General features: G+C 61.3%; 20 protein-coding genes. 11 read left to right on the top strand and 9 right to left on the bottom strand.

The window, feature by feature from the left end; genetic code table 11:
• Positions 1-140: 140 nt before the first annotated feature.
• The 5 genes from CFE428DRAFT_RS20700 to CFE428DRAFT_RS34115 all read right to left on the bottom strand — a co-directional run bounded on the left by CFE428DRAFT_RS20700 (position 141) and on the right by CFE428DRAFT_RS34115 (position 6,342).
• Complete coding sequence (locus CFE428DRAFT_RS20700; protein ID WP_006981594.1) at positions 141-938, bottom strand: phosphate ABC transporter ATP-binding protein; 798 nt, start codon at positions 936-938, stop codon at positions 141-143.
• Complete coding sequence (pstA, locus tag CFE428DRAFT_RS20695) at positions 931-1,779, bottom strand: phosphate ABC transporter permease PstA (RefSeq protein WP_006981593.1); 849 nt, start codon at positions 1,777-1,779, stop codon at positions 931-933. Before pstA ends, CFE428DRAFT_RS20700 begins: the two co-directional genes overlap by 8 nt.
• On the bottom strand, positions 1,772-2,641 hold the full coding sequence (gene pstC, locus CFE428DRAFT_RS20690; protein ID WP_006981592.1) for a phosphate ABC transporter permease subunit PstC: 870 nt from the start codon (positions 2,639-2,641) through the stop codon (positions 1,772-1,774). The genes pstA and pstC overlap by 8 nt, the downstream gene beginning before the upstream one ends.
• A 6-nt stretch (positions 2,642-2,647) precedes the next feature.
• Entirely contained in the window at positions 2,648-3,490 is an 843-nt protein-coding gene (locus CFE428DRAFT_RS20685; protein ID WP_006981591.1) for a phosphate ABC transporter substrate-binding protein, read from the bottom strand.
• Positions 3,491-3,993: 503 nt separating this feature from the next.
• Positions 3,994-6,342, bottom strand: a complete 2,349-nt coding sequence (locus CFE428DRAFT_RS34115) for a sialidase family protein (RefSeq protein WP_006981590.1) — start codon at positions 6,340-6,342, stop codon at positions 3,994-3,996.
• Between the two features lie 83 nt (positions 6,343-6,425).
• Between CFE428DRAFT_RS34115 and CFE428DRAFT_RS39030 the strand changes: the two genes are divergently transcribed.
• The 3 genes from CFE428DRAFT_RS39030 (at position 6,426) to CFE428DRAFT_RS20665 (ending at position 9,446) form a co-directional block, all read left to right on the top strand.
• Entirely contained in the window at positions 6,426-6,962 is a 537-nt protein-coding gene (locus CFE428DRAFT_RS39030; protein WP_006981589.1) for a LacI family DNA-binding transcriptional regulator, read from the top strand.
• Positions 6,959-7,471, top strand: a complete 513-nt coding sequence (locus CFE428DRAFT_RS39025) for a substrate-binding domain-containing protein (protein ID WP_006981588.1) — start codon at positions 6,959-6,961, stop codon at positions 7,469-7,471. Before CFE428DRAFT_RS39030 ends, CFE428DRAFT_RS39025 begins: the two co-directional genes overlap by 4 nt.
• 373 nt (positions 7,472-7,844) lie before the next feature.
• Positions 7,845-9,446, top strand: coding sequence for an FAD-dependent oxidoreductase (locus tag CFE428DRAFT_RS20665; RefSeq protein WP_006981587.1), 1,602 nt, complete (start codon positions 7,845-7,847; stop codon positions 9,444-9,446).
• A gap of 373 nt (positions 9,447-9,819) precedes the next feature.
• On the opposite strand, the gene CFE428DRAFT_RS20660 is transcribed toward CFE428DRAFT_RS20665, so the two are convergent.
• Positions 9,820-10,515: a DUF4336 domain-containing protein gene (locus CFE428DRAFT_RS20660; RefSeq protein ID WP_006981586.1), complete on the bottom strand. Its 696-nt coding sequence runs from the start codon at positions 10,513-10,515 to the stop codon at positions 9,820-9,822.
• 166 nt (positions 10,516-10,681) lie between these two features.
• On the opposite strand from CFE428DRAFT_RS20660, the gene CFE428DRAFT_RS34100 reads away from it, so the two are divergent.
• The 8 genes from CFE428DRAFT_RS34100 to hpf are packed head-to-tail and all read left to right on the top strand — an operon-like array spanning position 10,682 to position 15,088.
• Positions 10,682-11,143 (top strand): DUF1844 domain-containing protein, encoded by a 462-nt coding sequence (locus tag CFE428DRAFT_RS34100; protein ID WP_006981585.1) that lies wholly within the window; start codon positions 10,682-10,684, stop codon positions 11,141-11,143.
• Between the two features lie 21 nt (positions 11,144-11,164).
• Positions 11,165-11,971: a 3-deoxy-8-phosphooctulonate synthase gene (gene kdsA / locus CFE428DRAFT_RS20650; protein WP_042725465.1), complete on the top strand. Its 807-nt coding sequence runs from the start codon at positions 11,165-11,167 to the stop codon at positions 11,969-11,971.
• Entirely contained in the window at positions 11,955-12,704 is a 750-nt protein-coding gene (locus tag CFE428DRAFT_RS20645) for a hypothetical protein (RefSeq protein WP_006981583.1), read from the top strand. The genes kdsA and CFE428DRAFT_RS20645 overlap by 17 nt, the downstream gene beginning before the upstream one ends.
• A complete protein-coding gene (locus CFE428DRAFT_RS20640; protein ID WP_006981582.1) occupies positions 12,701-13,168 on the top strand; it encodes a hypothetical protein in 468 nt (155 codons plus the stop codon). The genes CFE428DRAFT_RS20645 and CFE428DRAFT_RS20640 overlap by 4 nt, the downstream gene beginning before the upstream one ends.
• Position 13,169: 1 nt before the next feature.
• The gene (locus tag CFE428DRAFT_RS20635) at positions 13,170-13,544 is read left to right on the top strand and encodes a hypothetical protein (RefSeq protein ID WP_006981581.1); all 375 of its coding nucleotides are present in this window, start codon (positions 13,170-13,172) and stop codon (positions 13,542-13,544) included.
• Positions 13,532-13,729, top strand: coding sequence for a hypothetical protein (locus tag CFE428DRAFT_RS37620; RefSeq protein WP_006981580.1), 198 nt, complete (start codon positions 13,532-13,534; stop codon positions 13,727-13,729). The genes CFE428DRAFT_RS20635 and CFE428DRAFT_RS37620 overlap by 13 nt, the downstream gene beginning before the upstream one ends.
• Complete coding sequence (gene lptB / locus CFE428DRAFT_RS20630) at positions 13,726-14,487, top strand: LPS export ABC transporter ATP-binding protein (protein ID WP_006981579.1); 762 nt, start codon at positions 13,726-13,728, stop codon at positions 14,485-14,487. The genes CFE428DRAFT_RS37620 and lptB overlap by 4 nt, the downstream gene beginning before the upstream one ends.
• 25 nt (positions 14,488-14,512) lie before the next feature.
• Complete coding sequence (gene hpf, locus CFE428DRAFT_RS20625) at positions 14,513-15,088, top strand: ribosome hibernation-promoting factor, HPF/YfiA family (protein WP_006981578.1); 576 nt, start codon at positions 14,513-14,515, stop codon at positions 15,086-15,088.
• 87 nt (positions 15,089-15,175) lie between these two features.
• On the opposite strand, the gene CFE428DRAFT_RS20620 is transcribed toward hpf, so the two are convergent.
• The 3 genes from CFE428DRAFT_RS20620 to CFE428DRAFT_RS20610 all read right to left on the bottom strand — a co-directional run bounded on the left by CFE428DRAFT_RS20620 (position 15,176) and on the right by CFE428DRAFT_RS20610 (position 19,221).
• Positions 15,176-16,318, bottom strand: coding sequence for a GTP-binding protein (locus CFE428DRAFT_RS20620; RefSeq protein ID WP_131989498.1), 1,143 nt, complete (start codon positions 16,316-16,318; stop codon positions 15,176-15,178).
• Positions 16,319-16,504: 186 nt separating this feature from the next.
• Positions 16,505-19,018, bottom strand: a complete 2,514-nt coding sequence (locus CFE428DRAFT_RS20615) for a heavy metal translocating P-type ATPase (protein WP_006981576.1) — start codon at positions 19,016-19,018, stop codon at positions 16,505-16,507.
• The gene (locus CFE428DRAFT_RS20610; protein WP_006981575.1) at positions 19,015-19,221 is read right to left on the bottom strand and encodes a metal-sensitive transcriptional regulator; all 207 of its coding nucleotides are present in this window, start codon (positions 19,219-19,221) and stop codon (positions 19,015-19,017) included. The genes CFE428DRAFT_RS20615 and CFE428DRAFT_RS20610 overlap by 4 nt, the downstream gene beginning before the upstream one ends.
• Positions 19,222-19,358 lie beyond the last annotated feature (137 nt).

Genomic DNA, 19,358 nt, shown 5'->3' with positions numbered 1-19,358 from the left:
GGTGAGCTTTTGCCACAGGCTTGCGCCGAGATCTGCGCATATCGGTCTTCATTTGATGCTCCCAGAATGCTCCTGATACCAACCTTGGTCAAGTCAGGCGAGCCGGCAGCAGGCAATCAATGGATACCAAAGCAAATACCTCAGGCGTGCGAAAGATACTCGATGACCTCGCGGCATTGCGGGTTATCGAGCACGGCATCGCAACACGCACTCTCGACGATCTCGCCTACTCCATCGCGCACGCACACGCAGGCGATCCAATCCGTCACCCGCCGGGCTTGGGAGACGTTATGCGTGACGATGACAATCGTGTGCCGCTCCTTCAATCGCCGGATGAGTTCCTCGATGGCCTGCGTCGATTTCGGGTCGAGGGCGCTGGTCGGTTCATCCATGAGGATGACCTCCGATTTCACGGCCAGCGTGCGCGCCAGGCAGAGGCGCTGTTGCTGCCCCACGGAAAGCGCCGTAGCCGGATGCTTGAGGCGGTCCTTCACTTCATCCCACAAGGCCGATTCGGTGAGCGCGAATTCCACCAACTCGGCGCGCTCGCCACGCGAAAGCCGGCGCAACCGCTTCGCGCCGAAGAGCACATTTTCGGCGATGCTCGTGGGGAAAACCACCGGCTGTTGAAAGAGCATCCCGACCTTCTCGCGCAAGGCGTTCACGTCGGTGCCGGGAGCGTAAATGGATTGGCCGTGCAAGCGCACATCGCCGCTCACGCGTAGCCCGGGAATCAAATCCGCGAGACGATTCAGTGCGCGCAGCAGGGTGCTTTTGCCCGCACCGGAGGGGCCGATGAGTCCGAAGACCTGGCCGGGCCGCACGCTGAAGTTCACCTCGCGAATGAGCGCGCGCCCTTGGGCGCGGACTTCGAGTCCTCGCGCTTCGAGGATGGGTGCGACATCGGTCGCAACGGGCGGCGGGCAGCAATCAGACATTGGCTTCTTCGTGAAGTTTGAGGCGGCTGGGCAGAGCGATCACGCTCAGAAACAACACCAGGGCGAGCAGCACCAGCGCCGCGCCCCAGAGCTTCGATCCCACACTCGGATCGAAAGAATCCTGCGCCAGGATGAAAATGTGATACGGCAACGAAAGCACCGGGCTTTCTTTGATTCCTTTTGGCAGGGTCGCGCCGGCAAAGATGGTCGCGGTGAACATGATCGGCGCCACTTCCCCTGCCGCGCGCGCCAGGCCGAGCAGCGAACCCGTCACCACCCCGCCCCAGGCCTGCGGCAACAGGACCGCCCAGACGATTTGCGCCCGATTCAGGCCGAGGCCGGCCGCCGCCTCGACGTATTTTTTGGGAACGGCCTTGAGCCGTTCCATGAGCGATACCGCCACCGTCGGAATTATCATGAGCGCGAGCACCAATCCGCCACTGAGCCACGACTTTCCCCAGCCACACCACTGCACGAAGACGACAAATCCAAAGATGCCGAAGACGATACCCGGCACGCCATTGAGCGTATAGAGCAGTGTGCGCAGAAGGCGGCGCGGCCCTTCGCGTTGCAGCCAGACGCGCTCGACCAGGGCGAGGCCGATGGCCAGCGGCAGACACACGGTGAGAGCCGAAGAAAGCAGGATCAAGGTCCCGACGAGATTCCAAAAGATGCCGCCCGCGGCGCCGACGAGTCGGATCTGCTCGGTCAGAAATCCCCAGTTCACTGCCGGACCGCCGCGTTGTGCGATAACCGCCACGAGTCCGACGAGCAAAGCCACAGCGACCAGCGCGCAAAACGCAGTGACGGCAGCGAGAAGGAAATCGAGAGACTTACGCATCGGAACGTTTGCCGAAGCCGGTGCCGAGCAGGGTCACGGTACCGGTCATGATGAGGAGCAGCAACGCCAGGCCGACCATCGCGCCCCAATGCACGTGATCGCCATAGGCGATGTTCGTTTCCGAACCGCCGAGCTTGCTGGTGATCGTCTGCCCGGCATCGAGCCAGGCGCGGAGAGAGAAGACGTGTTCCGGCAGGTTGTTGTCCTGCCGGCCGACGACGAGGAACACCGCGATGGTTTCCCCGAGCGCGCGGCCGAGGGCGAGGAGCAGCGCGGCGCCGAGCCCACGTTTCGCCTGTGGAAGGGCGATGGAGAGAACCGTCTCCGCATGCGTGAGCCCGAGCCCACGAGCGGCCCGGCGTTGCGCCGAGGAGACACCGCGCAATGCATCATCACTCAGCGTGACGATGGTTGGCAGGATCATCACTGCCAGCAGCACGCCGGCCGTGAGCAAGGTGTCGCCACTCAGCGGCTCGAATTTCTCGAAGAGGTTATAGATCCAATCGCGGAGCAGTAAAATGCCGAGCAATCCGTAAACGACCGACGGCACGCCCGCGAGCAACTCGATGAGCACTTTCACCGCGAGACGCACGCGGCGCGGCAGATATTCCGCGGTGAAAATCGCCGCGCCAAAGCCCAGCGGCGCCGCCAGCACGAGCGCGATCAAGGCCACGATGACCGTGCCATAGATCATCGGCAACGTGCCGAATTCCTTTTGCCGGAAAAACCATTTCGTCCCGGTAATATAATGCCAGCCCTCGTGGTGCCAGACTGGCAGACTCTGCCAGACGAAAACGCCCACGAGCAACGTAACCGCGCCCAGCGCGACGAAGCTGAAAAACCAACTGAGAGCACGCGTCATGGAAGGTTATTTGCCTAAATCCTTCAGCCGCATATAGCCGTGTTTTTTCACGAGCTCCTGGCCGCGATCGCTCAGCATGAAATCGACAAAGGTCCTGGCCGCACCGGTCGGTTCACCATTCGTCAGTAAAAAGAGCGGGCGGCTCAGCGGATAACTCTTGTTGGCAATGTTCTCGTTGGTCGGGTCGACCACCTTGCCATCGTCCCCCTTGATCCCGAGTGCGAAGACCTTCTTGCCATCCGCCCACGAGGACGAGAGCTGCGAGAGCGCGCCGCGCGTGGAGCTTACCTTGTTGCGGGTCTCCTCATTGCCGCCCACCTCGGGGAAGCTGACCTGCGGCGCCTTCTTCGGATCGCCGTAAACCCAGTGCGCAAAAACTTCCCACGTGCCACGGCCCGGCTCCTTGTTGAAGAAAGCGATGCGGATCGACTTTTTCGCGCCGACGTCCTTCCAGTTGGTGATCTTGCTCTCGTAGATTTCCTGGATCTGCTGCTTGGTCAGCGCGTGCACGCCGCTGTCCCACACGTCCTTCGAGACGATGATGGCCACCGCGTCCTGCCCAACGTGGATCTCGTCGAACTTCACTTTCGGGAACTTCGCCCGGTCGTCATCGCTCACCGGTTTGGAGGCCATGCCGATCTGGATGAGGCCATCGCCCAGCATGGAGATGCCGCCCGAACTGCCGCCCTGCGTATCGATCTGGATGTCCATCTTCTGTTCCACGCGGAGGATTTCCGCGGCTTCGGCGGCCGGAAGATTCACCGTCGTGGAACCGTTGATCTTGAGCGTCTCCGCAAAAAGCGTGGGCGTGACCACCAGGAGAGCGAGGAGGGAGGGAAGAATTTTCACGTGACAAGCGGGTAACGCAGGCGGGCATAAGTTTATATGCCTCGATTGGCAAATATCTTTGCAAAATTTGCAATCTCGTCCCCGGTGCTTGCGTTTTAGTGCGGCGCTGCGGCCTAAGCATTACCCACATCTTCCAAGACAATGACGAAGTCATTGCGGCGAGGTGGCCGGCAGTCCTGGAGGGACCATGGAATTTAGCCGGTGGCGAAAGCCACCGGATCCCGTCCCCTCCACGATTCGCCCCGACAGGGGCGGCGGAAAGGGGATCAGTGTCGCGTCCCGCGCCCCTCCGGGGCCCAGAGTGTGAGACGGACGATTCCGGTGGCTTTCGCCACCGGCTAAATTCCGGCGTCCCTTCGGGACTGGGCTCGTTCGCCATCCATAAAAGATGTGGGGAATGCTTAGGCTGCGGCGCCGCCTTTCGACGACCGCCTCCTCGAGCGACGCGATAGGGCGGCACCAAAAGCGACCGCACCGAATCCTGTCAGATTCGAACTCGCGAACTACTTCGGCTCCGGCAGCGGCGGCAGTTTCGCGGAATAGACCACCGCCCGATGCCGGTTGTCGTCATAGGCGAAATGCAGCCACTGCTGGTCAGCGCTCACGAATCCATCGGGATAGTTGAGCTTCCCTTTCGGACCATCGGTCGACTCCGGCACGAGCACGCGTTGATACGGCCACGTCTTCATCCCATCGAAGCTGATCCAGAGCGAAAGCGGGCTGCGGAATTTGCTGTTGGGATTATGCAGCATGGCCACGACATTCCCGCCGAGCGGATAGAGCGTGGCCTTGCTCCCGGGGTTCGGAATGCTGGTCACCGAAGCGTATTCCGGCCAGGTTTTGCCGCCGTCCTTGGACTCCGCGTAGTAGAGCATTCCGCCAAGCCGATCGCCGCGGATGATCATCGCGATGCGCCCATCGGCCAGCTCGGCGATATTGTTTTCCGCCCAACCGGAATAGCGATCGTCGGGCGTGAGACGCACGTCTCCGTATTCCGTCCATGTCTTCCCACCATCGTTACTCGCGAGCACACCGTTGCGCGGATTGCTCACATAATGCTCCAGCGCCTTGTGCCACGGCTTTTCCTCCGGCGGCGGAGGCGGCGTTCCGGCGGGCGGGCCATCGTAATGCTGGAAGGGTACGAGGATGCGCCCATCATGCGTGGTGACGTGGTTGCGCATGAAGGTGAAATTGGCCAGCCGGCCGGGAACGGGTTCGGGCTTCGACCACGTGTGGCAATTGTCATCGCTGTGCATCATCCACGAACGCCAGTCGCGCCCCCAGGTCTGCGAATGCGTGCTGAAGAAAAGCGTGCAGCGCTGGCCGAGCACCATGAGTTCCGTGGGTCCCTGCCCGCTGGTCAGACCTTCGCGCGGGAAACCGAGATCCACCGTTTCCAGCGGTGACCAGGTCTTGCCGTGATCGGTGCTGCGGGTGAATCCGGTGAAATTTTTCGGCGACGGCTCGAAGTCGTCGCCCGCGAGCATGAAGAGCGCCCACGAACCATCGGGCAACTGCCGCAGCGTGGTGTCGCAGACGAGCTTGTTCGGCGTTACGCCATCGTAGGCCAGGGTGTGGAAATCCTGCTTCGCGTCCTCTGCGGCCTGGGCGGTCCATTTGGCATCGGGCCGGATGGCGGCAGGCAGAACGGGCGCAAGCGCCTTGTTGATCAACATCCGCGGCTTCGCGCCGGCGGATGCAAATCTCTGCGCGACCACATCCTCCTCGCGGAATTTAGCCAGCAGGATTTCCGCGTCGGTGTGGCGATTCCAGTCGTAGGAAAGATAGATCGTGCCATCCGGCGCCTGCACGCCATCGGGATACGAGACCACCGCGCGATCATCGAGCAGCAAGCCCTTGCCCCACGTCTTGCCATCGTCCGTGGAAAGAAACGCGGTGAGACTCGAGCGACGCGGCAGGCGCGTTTCGATCGGTCCGTTTTTGACCAGCAGCAGATTGCCCGACGCGAGACGGCGGATAAAAAAGCGCGCGCTCGGATTCTGGATGGCGGAAGGGTGCGGCTCACCCCAGGTCACGCCGTGGTCTGTGGAGAAACTTTCGCTGATGCCTTTCTTCGTCCGCGCGAGCATCCAGAGCCGCCCGTCGCGCAATTCGACGATCATATGCTCGTCAAACTCCGAGCCGGGAAACGCCACTCCGCCACGGCGTGCCCAGGTCTTTCCCTGGTCGGTGGAGGCAAAGACATTCGCCATGCGGATGGGGTCGAGTTCGTGATGCGCCTCCTTCAGCGAGGCTGATCCGATGTGGTCGCGCGTCCAGAGCGCCACGGGTAACAGCCAGTCGCCATTGGAAAGCACCGTCGGCTTGTTCAGCGTGCAGCCGTCTGCGAACCGTGTGGGCTTCGACCACACCGGCTCATCCGCATCGGGATTGTCGCAGGTGATGAACCAGTCGCCATCGCGCCCGTCGAAGTAACCGAGGCTTTGGTCGAAGAAGAGCCAGAGCTTGCCCGTCGGGTCGGTCCAGAGATTGCCCACCAGCGCGCGCCGCTGTGGGGCATTCGGTGGATCGGTGGGATCGATGACCACGCGCGGCTTCGACCAGGTCGCGCCGTTATCGTCGCTCGTGGCCAGCATGAAGAAGCCATTGGGATTGTCGCCATTCCCCACCCAGCACGCCCAGAGCCGCCCCTTCGCCGTGCGCTCCAGACCGATGATCATATTTCCCGGCCGCACCGCATCCGCGTACTCCGGTCCCGGATGGGTGTTGACCATCGGCGCTTCGAGCGAGAGATCGAGCGCTTCCTGGGATAGAGGAGCTTCATCCGCGGCGTAGACGGCAGCAGCGCCAGCGAAAAGGAGAGCAAGGCAACGGGATGGCAAATGGAACATGGCAGATGAAAGAGGGAACCGGGTGCCAACACCTACACACGGGGAATTGACCGCCAAAGCAAACCTCATGTTATGATAACACCATGGCGGCCACTCACTCCTCCATCAGCCTGCAAACGATCGCGCAAAAAGCGGGTGTTTCTGCCATGACGGCCTCGCGCGTGTTGCGCAATTCGCCCAACGTCGCGCCGACCACCCGGCGGCGGGTGCTGGCGGCCGCACGGGCGCTGAAATACCGGCCCGATCCTCACCTGGCCCGATTAATGAACGTGGTGCGCAGTCGGAAGACGCCCCGCCTCCGTGCGGTCATCGCCATCGTGCGGGAAGACCTGCCACACGACGAGTTGCACGCACCCAATTACCAGTACGTTTCCTTGCGTTACATCCGCGGCCGCGCGGAGCAGCACGGCTATCATGCGGAGGAATTCTGGCTCGGGCGCGACGGCCTCGGCCCTGAGCGTCTTGACAAAATCCTGCAAGCGCGCGGCATCGAAGGCCTCATCGTCTCCCCGCAATCCTCACGCATGCTGTGCGCGCAACTCGACTATTCACATTTCGCGGCGGTGACTTTGGTTACGGACTGCAGCATCCATCCCTGCACCGCGCGGCGGGAAACATGACGGTCGGCATCCAGCAAGCCGTCGCCCAGCTCATCGCGCGTGGGTATCAGCGAATCGGCCTCGCCATCACACAGTGGGTCGACGCTCGCGCCCAACACGCCTACAGCGGGGCCATGCTCCAGGTGCAGCAGAGCATGCCGCGACCCCAGCGCGTGCCGCTCCTGCTCTTTCCGCACAACGATCTCCGCCGCGGCGCCGACGTCTTTCGCAAATGGATCCGCCGGCATCGTCCCGATGCGCTGATTTCTTTCGATACCCATGTCCCCGATTGGCTGCGCCAACTCGAGCTGCGCATACCGGAAGACATCGGTCTCGTCGTGCACGATTGGGCGGAGTCGATGCGCGATTTCGCCGGCATCTTCCAGCGTCGCGATCACATCGCCGTGGCCGCGGTGGACCTCGTTGCAACGCAGTTGCTGCATCACGAGCGCGGTGTGCCGGAAGTCCCCCGCCAGATTCTCATTCCGCCCGCCTGGATCGAAGGGCCGAGCATTCGACCGCAGAGGTAAACCGTCCGTCTATGGAACCGGCCTTCGCGGCGCCCGAAATCCGAAATAAATGAGGAGGCCACCGATGGCAATCGCGACAATCCCGCTCCCGGAAAGGTGGAACCCACCCGAAAACCCGTTAAACGACGGGAGTCTATCAAATGAGGCGGTGTGAATCGCCTCCACAATGATCCTCACGATCCCAGTCGCCAGCAAAAGTATCCCCACGCCGCGGCAGACAAATCGGAATTTCGCGTTCATCATAGATGGCCCAGTAATTCTGAACGGGCCGAGTGTTCGCAAAACGCCGATGCATTTCAAGCGAAGGCCATGTGTAAAAAGACTGTCCAAAAAATGCTGCCGGCAGACTTAATGGAAAATCCCCTCTCCTCTCATGCGCCTATCCCGTCTTCTTTGGTTCCTCATCTTCCCCGCCGTCAGCGTGTTCGCACAGGACTATGATGTCGTCGTCTACAGCGGCGTGCCGTGTGGCATCAGCGCCTCCATCGCCGCGGCGCGCGAAGGACAGAAGACCCTGCTCATCGAACCGACCCGCCATGTCGGTGGGTTGAATACCAGCGGCCTCAATACCGCGGAGACCGAGCACATGCTCAAGTGGACTTTCGGCGGGATCGCCCAGGAATTTTACACGCGGCTCGGACGGCACTACGGCAAGGCGGGGCCGGCTTACTATTTTGAATCGGGCGTGGCGGAGAAGACCTTCCTGGCGATGCTGGATGAGGCCAAGGTGCAGGTGCGATACGGTCTGCGCGTCGAGAAAGTGGAGAAAGAAGGCACGCGCATTGGCAGCCTCACGCTGAGCGATGGCTCGAAGGTCACGGCCAGGGTTTTCGTCGATGCCGGTTACGAAGGCGATCTCATGGCCCGCGCGGGAGTGGCGTATACCTGGGGCCGGGAATCCCGCGATGAATTCGGCGAGGAAGCGGCGGGCATTCGTTTTGACAAGACTTCGCGGCGGGCAGCGACGGTCGATGAAAAGGGCAATCTCCTTCCCGGCATGAGTGGGTGGGCGCGCGATTTCAAGGAAGCCGCCGCGGACAAGACGGTCATGAATTACAACTGGCGGCTTTGCTTTTCCAAAGATCCCGCCTGGCGCGTGCCAATGCCGGCACCGACGCATTACGATCGCGCGCGCTATCGGTTGCTCGAGAATTGGCTCCGCGAAAAGACCGCTGCCGGCAAGGAAGTGAAGCTCGACGACATCATCGATCTCTACAGCCACGCCCCGAATCGCCCGGACAAAAAGGAAGTGAACAACAAACAGGCGGCGATCATTTCCATCGGCGACTTCGGTGCGCAGAAAGAATACCCCGATGGCGATTACGCCACGCGCGATCGGATCATCGCCGAGCACACCGATTACACCCTCGGTCTCTTCCATTTCCTCGCCACCGACGACGCGGTCCCGGAAAAGCTGCGCGCCGAGACCGCCCAATGGGGCCTGCACAAAGAGGAGTTTCCGGACAACGGCCACTGGCCTTACCAACTCTACGTGCGCGAAGGCCGGCGCATGCGCGGCGCTTACGTGATGACCCAGCGCGATGTGCAGGAGGACCGGCACAAGCCCGACGCCATCGCCATGGGCAGCCACTTCATCGATTGCCACCATGTGCAGCGGCTCGCTCTTTCGCCGACGGAGTTCATCAATGAAGGCCGCATTTGGCGCGTGGGCTACGCCTACCAGATCCCCTATCGCGCACTCACACCGAAGGCCACGGAATGCACGAACCTGATCGTCGCCGGCGCGGCGAGCTATACGCATGTGGCCTACTGCACCTATCGTCTCGAAAGCACGTGGATGATGGGCGGACACGCCGCCGGAGTCGCGGCAGCGCTCGCTGCCAAGGATGGCAAGGACGTGCAAGCCATCGACATCCCGGCGCTGCAGGAAAAGCTCCGGGCGCAGAAACAGGTGATCGATTTCATCCCCGGCCAACCGGAAAAATTCCCCGACACGAAGACGGTGGAGTTTTAGGCACGCGCCGGGTGCGGATAGGAGAATAGGCTCCTCTGACCCTTATCCCCATCTTCGCGAGTGACGTTGAAGTCGGAGCGGTGAAGCGGCAGGCTATCCCGAAGGGATATAAGACATAAGCCGGGGGTAAGCGAGCCTGCGAGCGCCACCCCGGGAAACCGTCTAAAAACGAATGCACCCCGGAGGTGATGCGGGAATTTTTCGCTGAGCGGGAGGTTCCGCCATCCCTCCGGGATGGGATCTCGTGGAGGATGGGTGTCCGGGGGTGGCGCTCGCAGACTCGCTTACCCCCGGGCTAATGTCCTTTGCCCCTCCGGGACAATGTTCCACTTCACCGCCCGCACGCCGTTGCCTTGAAAGATGGGTATAAGAGTCAGCCCACCAACCAACGGAACGCCCGTTCGACGAACGGCCGCGCATTCTCCCGCAAGCAGACGCCATGGGCGATGATCAGCTTGTCGAAATCCCACGAGAGAAGTTTTTCGGCCGCTTGCCGCGCGAGGCTCCGGTGGATGGTGGACAAGCGAATATCCAGCGGCACCCCGCCGTTAGGATAGACGACCCCGGCCAATCGATAGAGCGTGTTGCGCAGGGGCCGGCCTTTGACCAGCACGTGGTTCTGGATGAAGTCAGCCACGATCAGCGTGCGCGACCGCTTGTGCAGGAAAGCGGCTTCCTCGAGGAAGAGATTGCCGCGAAAAATCACTTGATCGATGTCCTCCGCCCATCCGCGAGGCGGAACGTCGTCCAGCACACCCGTCAGCGGCAGGTGCTTGAATTCATCCGGCACCTGTTCGGTCCCCCAAAGCTCGGCCTCCGGGAACAAGCCATGCCACTCCTCCAAGCGCCACAGGTGCAGCTTCGTGGGCGAGACGAGGTATTTCACCGGACCGAGGTCGCTGATTTGCTCCTTCGCCTCCTCGGTCACGTGAACGGGAGAATTCACCCACAGGGCGCCATCCGCCAGCTGCACGATAATCATCCGTGTGGGAAACGGGATACCGGCGGCGTGCACCGGGGGACCGTCCATCAGGAAAATGTTTTCCGCAAACGCCTCTAAATCGGACATGGAGAAGGACTTTCTATAGAGAGAATCGTCTCGTCCGCGAATTCTGAGGGGCCAAAGCGCCGCCGTATTTTTGCCACATCTAATTGCCCCAACCCGTGTTGCTACTGACGGCCACCTGTAAAATTTCCTTCGCGTGGATGGGCACCCACGCTTAGTCTCTCCCCCTATGGCTGAAGTCCAAACCAGAACCGACGCGGGCGAAATGACGCAGATTTTCGTCGAATTCGTCATGATGCAGGCACAAAACACCGCGCTTTGTCTCGGTCAGATCACCGATCCGCGCGTGGGTCAGCCACAGGTCAATATCCCCCTGGCCAAGATGTTCATCGACCAACTCGCCGTCATCCAGGCGAAGACGGCCGGCAATCTTTTACCCGACGAGCAGAAGGTCATCGACAGCGCTTTGGAACAGATGGAGGCCGCTTTCGTCCACGTTGTGGCGCGCACGGAAGGTTACCATCCCGGCGAGTCGTTGGCTCCCGAGGACGACGCTCCCGAGGCCTCTCCGGAGGCCAGCGCGCCGGCAGTCGAAGCTCCGGCCGCGGAAGCTCCCGCGCCCGCACCGGCTCCCGAGGCCCCTCAGCCCGAGGAAAGCCGCAAACGTTTCTCGAAAAGTTACGGAGCCTGATCCGCAGTGCAGCAGCGCCCGTTGATATCCGTGGGGCCCCACCGCCTCGGTGGCCCTGAACCGCTCTACATTCTCGGCCCGTGCGTGATCGAGTCCGAGGAATTCGTCTGGCGCATGGCGCGCCAGTTGAAAGCGATCGCCTCCGAAGTCGGCATCCAATTCGTCTTCAAGGCGAGCTACGACAAGGCGAACCGCACCTCGGTGAAATCCTTTCGCGGACTCGATGTGCGCGAGGGTTGCCAGATCCTGGCCAATATCGGCAAGGAACTGGGCGTGCCGGTGACGACCGATGTCCATTCGCCCGAGGAGACGAAGATCGCCGCAGAGTATATCGACATCCTGCAAATCCCCGCCTTCCTCTGCCGGCAGACAGACCTCATCCAGGCCGCCGCTGAGACGAAGCGCGTGGTGAATGTAAAAAAGGGGCAATTTCTCGCGCCTTGGGATGTGAAGAACATCGCCGACAAGCTCCTCTCCTTCGGCAACGACCAATTCTTTTTTACCGAACGCGGGGCCACCTTCGGCTACAACAACCTCGTGGCCGACATGCGTTCCCTCTACTGGATCCGCGAGGCGGGCTATCCGGTCGTCTTCGACGCGACGCATTCCGTCCAGCGCCCCGGTGGCGGGGGCGACAAGACGAGCGGCGATGGCGTGCTGGCCCCAGTGCTGGCTCGCGCGGCAGCGGCCGCAGGTTGTGATGGCATTTTCATTGAAACGCACGAAGATCCATCCAAGGCGTTGTCGGATGGACCGAATCAAATTCCTCTCGCGCAACTCCCCTCCTTGCTGAAACAATTACGGCAGATTCATGACCTCGTTCGCTAAGCATATCGCGGTGCTCGCCGCCGCGCTGATCGCGACTACGGCACTGGGGGATAGATCCGACGACGCCAACAAGGCTGGCACTCCCGATCCCAAAGGGAAGACCGACAGCAAGGATTCTGGTGCCAAGAAAAAGAAGAAGAACAAGAAACCGGAAGGGACCCCGAGTCCGGATGGGCCGAGGAAGGTGGACATCCCGGTCATCAAGGACCACCCCTCCTATGGGCTGAGCATCCCCTATTTCGACGGCACGGGAAAACGCCAGATGAACTTCAAGATCGGCGTGGCCACGCGCATCGATGACGATCACGTGGAGATGAAGGACATGACGATTGAGACCTTCAACGAGCAAGGCGAGCATGACATGCAGATCGATCTGCCTCTCTCCGTCTTCGACAACAACAAGAGCGCGATCACCACGCAGACGCACGTGACCATCAACCGGGCGGATTTCGTGCTGTCCGGTGACTCGATGATCTTCTATACCCGCAGCCAACAGGGTGGGCTCGCCGGCAATGTCCACATGACGATTTTCAACTTGAAAGAAGAAGCCTCCGGCAACGAGGCCGACGCGGAAAAGGCCCGGGAGAAGGAACCCAAGACGGTCACCAAGGTGGACAAATCCTTGTACGAACCCGACACTTTCAAGACGAGCCAGGGCCGGCGGCAAAGCGCCCCTTCCTCTTCCCTTTCGACAGAAAAGCCCGACAAATTTTACACGCCTTCGGCCAAATGACAGTGATCCAGAAACGACTCCCTATTTTCATCGCCTCGGCCATCGCGTGCTCGGCGGTACTGGCGGAAAACCCCATCAAGCCCATTCCCGATGAGGAATTGCTCAAGGAAGTTGAGGCATTGAAACCGCTCAAGGCCGCCGTGGTCACCCCAGGCGCCACGATCGACGCCACTGCGCCGCGGACGCTCTCCACAGCGTCGACCCAGGTGCAATTGAACGGCGCGCCGAGTCCCACGGCCACTCCCAGTGCCAATGGCACATCGGGAATCGGACCGAGACAACCGATGGATCGCTCCAGCATTCTGGCTCCGGGCGCCACCGGACCGGAGACCAAACCGACGGGACCGGATGGCACACAGCAGCAGCCGACTGAAATCACGGCCATGGAAGCGACCTTCAACCAGAAGGCCAATATCGCCGTCTTCCTGATCAACGTGTTCGTCAGGATCCGCAATTCAACATGACGTGCGACAAGTTGACGGCTACCTGAAAGACGAAGATGCGACGCCCGCCGGGACGAAGCCCGCTCCGGGAGCGAAGGGAGCCACGCCGAAGCCGACTGGCGCCACCCCGAAGCCAGCCGGCACCACGCCTGCCGGTAGTCCCAAGCCCGGTGCGACTCCGGCCGCCGGCACGACGGCAACGGGCACCCCAGCCCCGGTGAAAAAGAAGAGCGGCCTGGATAAAGCCATCGGTGTGACGACCAGTGATCGGCGCGTGATCATCACGCAAGACAAGGTCGAGACGGACGGCTCGATCACCCACAGCATCGGTATTCCAATCGCGCGGAATACTTCGCCGATACCGGCGACGTCTTCCTCTACGGCATGCCCGACGTGACCCAGGGGACGAACCGTTGTATCGCTACGTCGCCCGATACCTGGATGAAGCTCATGCGCGACGGCCGCATGGAAGCCCACGGGCCACACAAAACGATCATCGTCGATACCGACCGCCAATCGAACCAGAGCGCTTCTACCCAGCCCGGCGCCGCTACGCCGGCCCCTTCCCCGTCATCGCGATGATGCTGTCAGTCGAGTCGAAGAAGAAGACGATCGGGCCGGAGGTGTTGAGGACGGACAAGTTGGTCAAAGTCTACGGCGGACGCGCCGTGGTCAACGGCGTCGACATCAATGTGCGCAGCGGTGAAATCGTGGGCCTGCTCGGCCCGAACGGCGCGGGCAAGACGACGAGCTTCTATATGGTCGTCGGTCTCGTCCGCCCGGACAGCGGCCGGGTTTTCTTCCAGGAAAAGGAAGTGACCGATTACGCGATGTATCGGCGCGCGCGCCTCGGCATGGGCTACCTGCCACAGGAAGAGTCGATCTTCCGCAAGCTCACCGTGGAGCAAAATCTCATGGCCATCCTCGAGCTCACCTCGCTGAACAAACGCGAGCGCAAGCATCGCTGCGAGGAATTGCTCAATCAATTCGGCATCGAGCACGTCGCCCGACAGCTCGCGCTGACGCTCTCCGGTGGTGAGAAGCGGCGCCTGACCATCGCCCGCTCGCTCGTCATGAAGCCGAGTTTGCTGATGTTGGACGAACCGTTCAGCGGCGTGGATCCGATTGCTGTTTATGACGTCCAGCAGATCATCAAAAATCTCGGTGATTCCGGACTGGCCATTCTCATTACCGACCATAATGTACGCGAAACTCTCAACATCGTGGACCGAGCCTATCTTGTTCATGAAGGCAAGGTCGTGACGCAGGGCGAAAAGGACTTCCTGCTCAACGATCCGATCGCGCGTCGCGTGTATCTCGGCGAAACGTTCCAAATGTAATCTCAACAAAAGGAGACCCCAAAACATGCAAACAGCCAACGTCAACGTCCCCGTCAAAGTCACCGGACGCCACGTCAGTGTCACCGACCCCATCAAGGATTACGCGACCTCCCGCGTCGAGCATTTGCATCTCGACTATCCGCGAATCATCGAGGCGCACGTGATTCTCGACGTCGAGAAGCACCGGCATTTTGCGGAGATCATCCTCCACTGCACGAACCACATCACGATCGAAGCCAGCCACGAGACGGACGACATGTACGCCTCCATCGACGGCGTTGCGGCCAAGATCGCGCAGCAGATGCGGAAGTACAAGACGAAGATCCTGCGCAACCATCGTCCGCGGCAGCAATCGATCCGCCATCTCGAAGAACAGGTCCTCGAGATCAGCCCCACCTTCCACGAACACGAGGAATCGGAACCCTCGGTCATCAAGACCGAGCGCTATCCGGTGAAACCGATGTACGTCGATGAAGCCGTGCTGCAGATCGAAATGTCGAACCGCCAGTTTGTGGTCTTCCTCAATGCCAAGACGGAAAAGGTGAACATCCTCTACCGGCGCAAGGAAGGCGGCTTCGGCCTGATGGAGCCGACGTTCTAACCCGGCCTCTTAATCTTAATCATAATCTTACTCTTAATCCCCCGACGATCTGATCGGGAGAAAGAGTAAGATTACGATTGAGAAAATTCAGTTCGCCGCGGGCAATTGATCGCGGTGCGTGGGCGTCGGCCGACCCGGCCGGAAATGCTCGAGGTGGTGCAACTGCGCGACGAGCGTGGGTGTCAATTCCTGGACGGTACGAATCGCGTCGCGCACCGTTTGCGCGAGCGCTTCGGGGGCATTTTCCGCGCGGAGATTGATGATCAGCTGCCCGCGCTTGGAAGGCTCGGGCAACTTGAGAGAAAGCTCCGGCACGAAATCATTGCGCACCAGATTCACGGCGGCGATTTCTCCAGCGAGTGCCTCAGCCGGGCTGTAGGTCATCTTGAGATGCGCGACCTCCGCGTGCTGGACGCGGAGCCGATCCTGGATATCGCGTGCCAGCTCGGTGAGCACGCGCTCGGTATCGAATGCCGTGGTGGCTTCCAATTCCACCGTGGCATTGAGCCAGCCGAGCAACGCCTCGCCGTCGGCATAGACATCATAGTCCACTTCCATCGTGGGACTCATGCCGTGCACATCACGCTCCAGCCGCGAATACCACGCGTCCAGATTCGTCCCGGCGCGCGCCGAGGCGGAAAGCACCGTGGCCCGCGGAAATTGCGCCGCCAACCCAGCGTGCAACTGGTCCACGCGTTCCGGGCCCAGCAGGTCGAGCTTGTTGATGACGATAATATCCGCTTCCTCGAGCTGCTTTTTGTAAATGTAGATCACCTTTTCGGAAAAATTGCCGCCGCTTTCCAAGCCGAGCACGCGCGCGGCGCGCACCGGATCGACCAGCACGCTCACCGGCGCGATTGTGAAATGGTCGCCGTAGATGCGGCGCAGCGGATAGGTGACCGTGGCCACGAGGTCCGTGCAACTTCCCACCGGCTCGGCGATGAAGACATCGGGCTGCGACGCGGTGGTCAACCGATCCGCCGCTTCGACCAGCGAATTAAACCGGCAGCAAAAACAGCCGCCGGGAATTTCCTCCGTGGCGAAGCCCTTCGCCCGCAACATCTGCGTGTCCACGAGCTCGCGGCCCTGGTCATTGGTGATGAGTCCGACTTTCAATCCGCGCTCCGTGAGGCGCTGGGCGAGTTTCGCGACGGCCGTCGTTTTGCCGGCGCCGAGAAACCCGCCGATCATGATGTAACGGGCTTTGGCTGGAGATGAGGATTCAGGCATGCAGGAGGGAAAAATGCGACACCATGCATATAGCGTCGCGACCGATTCGACTATGAATTTTCCATGGGGCGCACGGAGCGCAACCAGGGGAATCTAAAAACGCAGCGACGCTGAAAGGAGAAGATTGGAGCGTGTGACCCCTCCCCCTTTCTCCCCTTCGTCGTTTCCCCGTTTCTCTCTTCCGCCTCAGCGTCTCTGCGTTTTCCTTCTTTCCGCTAACGTGGGCCTTCGAGGCTGACGGCGCGCAAACGCAACGCGTTCCCGATCACGGAAACGGAACTCAGACTCATCGCAACTCCGGCGATGATGGGGCTGAGCAGAATGCCGAAGAAGGGATAGAGCAGCCCGGCAGCGATCGGAATGCCGATCGAGTTGTAGACGAAGGCAAAGAAGAGATTCTGCCGGATGTTGCGCATGACGGCGCGGCTCAGATGGATGGCGCGCACGATCCCGACGAGATCGCCTTTCACCAAGGTTACCCCGGCGCTTTCCATCGCCACATCGGTGCCGGTCCCCATGGCGATGCCGAACATCGGCCGCGGCCAGGGCGGGCGCGTCGTTGATCCCGTCTCCCGCCATGGCCACCACTTCCCCACCCCGGCGCAAGGCCTCGACCCGGGCGTGTTTGTCGCCGGGCGCGACGCCCGCCTCCACCTGGTCGATGCCCGTCTGTTCCGCGACGGCCTGCGCGGTGCGCGCATTGTCACCGGTGAGCATCAGCACTTTGAGGCCGAGACCGTGCAGGGATTGAATGGCGGCCTCGTTGAAGGTTTGATCGGATCGGCCACGGCGATGAAACCAATGGCGCGTCCGTCGCGCGCGACGAAGATCACCGTCTCGCCACGCTTTTGCAGCGACTCCGCTCGGGCGGCTAACGCATCGATCTCCGCCACCCCCTGCTCGCGCAGGAACGAAAGTTTCCCGGCGATCACGGTCTGGCCCGCTTACCTTCGCCGCAACGCCCCCGCCCGTGGTAGAACGGAAATCCTGCGCCGAGGTGATCGGCAATTTGCGATCGTGAGCCGCCGCCACGACGGCTGCACCCAGTGGATGCTCGCTCGATTGCTCGACTGCCGCTGCCAGCGCAATGAGTTCGTTTTCCTCCAGGCCGTCCAACGCGTGCACCTCGACCACTCGCGGTTTGCCTTCGGTCAACGTGCCCGTCTTATCCACGACGACCGATGTCACCTTTTCCAAGCGCTCGATCGCCTCCGCGTTCTTGATCAGCACACCGGCATGCGCCCCTCGCCCGACGCCAACCATAATCGACATCGGTGTCGCCAATCCCAAGGCACACGGACAAGCGATGATGAGGACGGCAACCGCGTTGACGATCGCCGAGGTAAAGCGCGGCTCCGGCCCGAGCCAAAACCACAGCACGAACGTGAGCGCCGCGACACCGAGCACCGCCGGCACGAAGTATCCCGCCACGCGATCGGCCAACGCCTGAATTGGCGCGCGACTGCGTTGCGCCTCGGAAACCATCTGCACGATCCGCGCGAGCACCGTCTCGCTGCCGACGTGTTCCGCACGCATGATGAAACCGCCGGTACCATTGATCGTCCCGCCCGTCACCGCGTCGCCCTCGATCTTCTCCACCGGCATCGACTCTCCTGTCAGCATGGACTCATCGATGGCGGATTTGCCTTCGAGGATGACACCGTCCACCGGCACTTTCTCGCCCGGACGGACTCGCAAACGCGCCCCCGCCGGCACGTCTTCGAGCGGCACTTCCTGTTCACCCGCGTCACTGAGCACTCGCGCGGTCTTCGGGGCCAGATCCAGCAAGGCCCGCAGCGCATCTCCCGTGCGTCGGCGCGCCCGCAACTCGAGCACTTGGCCGAGAAGAACCAGCACCACGATCATCGCCGCCGCTTCGAAATAGACTGGCGGGGCGTGGAGATGGCCCGGCACGTGGGGAAAGGCCTCCGGCACCAACATGGCGACCACGCTGTAGCCAAAAGCCGCACCGACACCCAAGGCGATGAGCGTGAACATGTTCAAGTGGCCCGTCTTCAACGAACGCGCGCCCCGTTCAAAGAAAGGCCAACCGGCCCACAACACGACTGGTGTCGAGAGAAAGAATTGCACCCAGCGCGAAACCACACCCATCGTCCACTCTGGCGCTGCCGGGAAGAGATGCGTCATCGCGAGCAGAAAGACCGGCAGAGTCAAAGCCCCGCTGATCCAAAAGCGGCGGGTCATGTCGCGCAATTCGCCGCCGTCCTCTGGTTCCATCGTCACCGTTTTGGGTTCCAGCGCCATGCCACAGATCGGGCAATTTCCCGGGTGATCCTGTTCGACCTCGGGGTGCATCGGACACGTGTAGATGGTTTTCGACCGCACCAACTGCGGTGAGGCCGACTCCAGGGCCATGCCGCACTTCGGGCAGGTGCCAGGCCGGTCGCTCTCCACCCCCGGGCACATCGGGCAAAAGTAAGGCGCTTTCGTTGCCACAGGCTTGGTCACGGTGTGCCCTCCACAACAGGAATGCACCTGCGGCGCAGGTTTACTTTCGCAGCAGGAGTGGGACTCCTTCACAAAAGTGGCCGGGTCCGCCTCGAATTTCCGCTGACAATGCGTGGAGCAAAAATAATAGGTCTCGCCTTTGAACTCCGCGTGCCCAGCCGCCGACTCCGCGGTCACCTGCATGCCGCAGACGGGATCGGTATAGACCGCGCTCTTGGTTTCGCCGATCATTTCAAGAAACGGGGGAGGGCGGTGCGCAATTCGGCGAGCAACTCCGCCGGCTTCATCGGTTTCGCCCTGGCGTGCTCCTTGTGCGTGCCATGTCCGGCCACACAGCATTCGACATGGTTGGTGAGCAACTCGACCCCGAGGGCATCGAGGGCCGAACGGACGCGGAAATTGATTGAGGACGTCCACGCAATAGCGGTCTTCATCAAGCATACGCTGAATGCCGGCAACTTGTCCGCCGATGCGTTTCATTCGCGCCTGCAGTTTGGTTCGTGTCTCGGAATTCATACGTTACATATACCCCCCACGGGTATATTGTCAAAACTTCACGAACCGGAGCGAT

The sequence above is a fragment of the Chthoniobacter flavus Ellin428 genome (assembly GCF_000173075.1).
In the GTDB taxonomy this organism is placed as follows: domain Bacteria; phylum Verrucomicrobiota; class Verrucomicrobiia; order Chthoniobacterales; family Chthoniobacteraceae; genus Chthoniobacter; species Chthoniobacter flavus.
This window is presented reverse-complemented; position numbering and strand designations above follow the sequence as displayed.

What these genes read in the sequence shown, in the direction of transcription:
- pstA (WP_006981593.1), bottom strand. Translation starts at nt 1,779, where the DNA reads ATGCGTAAGTCTCTCGATTTCCTTCTCGCTGCCGTCACTGCGTTTTGC.
- CFE428DRAFT_RS20615 (WP_006981576.1), bottom strand. Translation starts at nt 19,018, where the DNA reads ATGATCGGCGAAACCAAGAGCGCGGTCTATACCGATCCCGTCTGCGGC.
- pstC (WP_006981592.1), bottom strand. Translation starts at nt 2,641, where the DNA reads ATGACGCGTGCTCTCAGTTGGTTTTTCAGCTTCGTCGCGCTGGGCGCG.
- hpf (WP_006981578.1), top strand. Translation starts at nt 14,513, where the DNA reads ATGCAAACAGCCAACGTCAACGTCCCCGTCAAAGTCACCGGACGCCAC.
- CFE428DRAFT_RS20660 (WP_006981586.1), bottom strand. Translation starts at nt 10,515, where the DNA reads ATGTCCGATTTAGAGGCGTTTGCGGAAAACATTTTCCTGATGGACGGT.
- CFE428DRAFT_RS39025 (WP_006981588.1), top strand. Translation starts at nt 6,959, where the DNA reads ATGACGGTCGGCATCCAGCAAGCCGTCGCCCAGCTCATCGCGCGTGGG.
- CFE428DRAFT_RS20645 (WP_006981583.1), top strand. Translation starts at nt 11,955, where the DNA reads ATGACCTCGTTCGCTAAGCATATCGCGGTGCTCGCCGCCGCGCTGATC.
- CFE428DRAFT_RS34100 (WP_006981585.1), top strand. Translation starts at nt 10,682, where the DNA reads ATGGCTGAAGTCCAAACCAGAACCGACGCGGGCGAAATGACGCAGATT.
- CFE428DRAFT_RS39030 (WP_006981589.1), top strand. Translation starts at nt 6,426, where the DNA reads ATGGCGGCCACTCACTCCTCCATCAGCCTGCAAACGATCGCGCAAAAA.
- CFE428DRAFT_RS20610 (WP_006981575.1), bottom strand. Translation starts at nt 19,221, where the DNA reads ATGAAGACCGCTATTGCGTGGACGTCCTCAATCAATTTCCGCGTCCGT.
- CFE428DRAFT_RS20665 (WP_006981587.1), top strand. Translation starts at nt 7,845, where the DNA reads ATGCGCCTATCCCGTCTTCTTTGGTTCCTCATCTTCCCCGCCGTCAGC.
- lptB (WP_006981579.1), top strand. Translation starts at nt 13,726, where the DNA reads ATGATGCTGTCAGTCGAGTCGAAGAAGAAGACGATCGGGCCGGAGGTG.
- CFE428DRAFT_RS20700 (WP_006981594.1), bottom strand. Translation starts at nt 938, where the DNA reads ATGTCTGATTGCTGCCCGCCGCCCGTTGCGACCGATGTCGCACCCATC.
- CFE428DRAFT_RS37620 (WP_006981580.1), top strand. Translation starts at nt 13,532, where the DNA reads ATGCCCGACGTGACCCAGGGGACGAACCGTTGTATCGCTACGTCGCCC.
- CFE428DRAFT_RS20620 (WP_131989498.1), bottom strand. Translation starts at nt 16,318, where the DNA reads ATGCCTGAATCCTCATCTCCAGCCAAAGCCCGTTACATCATGATCGGC.
- CFE428DRAFT_RS20640 (WP_006981582.1), top strand. Translation starts at nt 12,701, where the DNA reads ATGACAGTGATCCAGAAACGACTCCCTATTTTCATCGCCTCGGCCATC.
- CFE428DRAFT_RS34115 (WP_006981590.1), bottom strand. Translation starts at nt 6,342, where the DNA reads ATGTTCCATTTGCCATCCCGTTGCCTTGCTCTCCTTTTCGCTGGCGCT.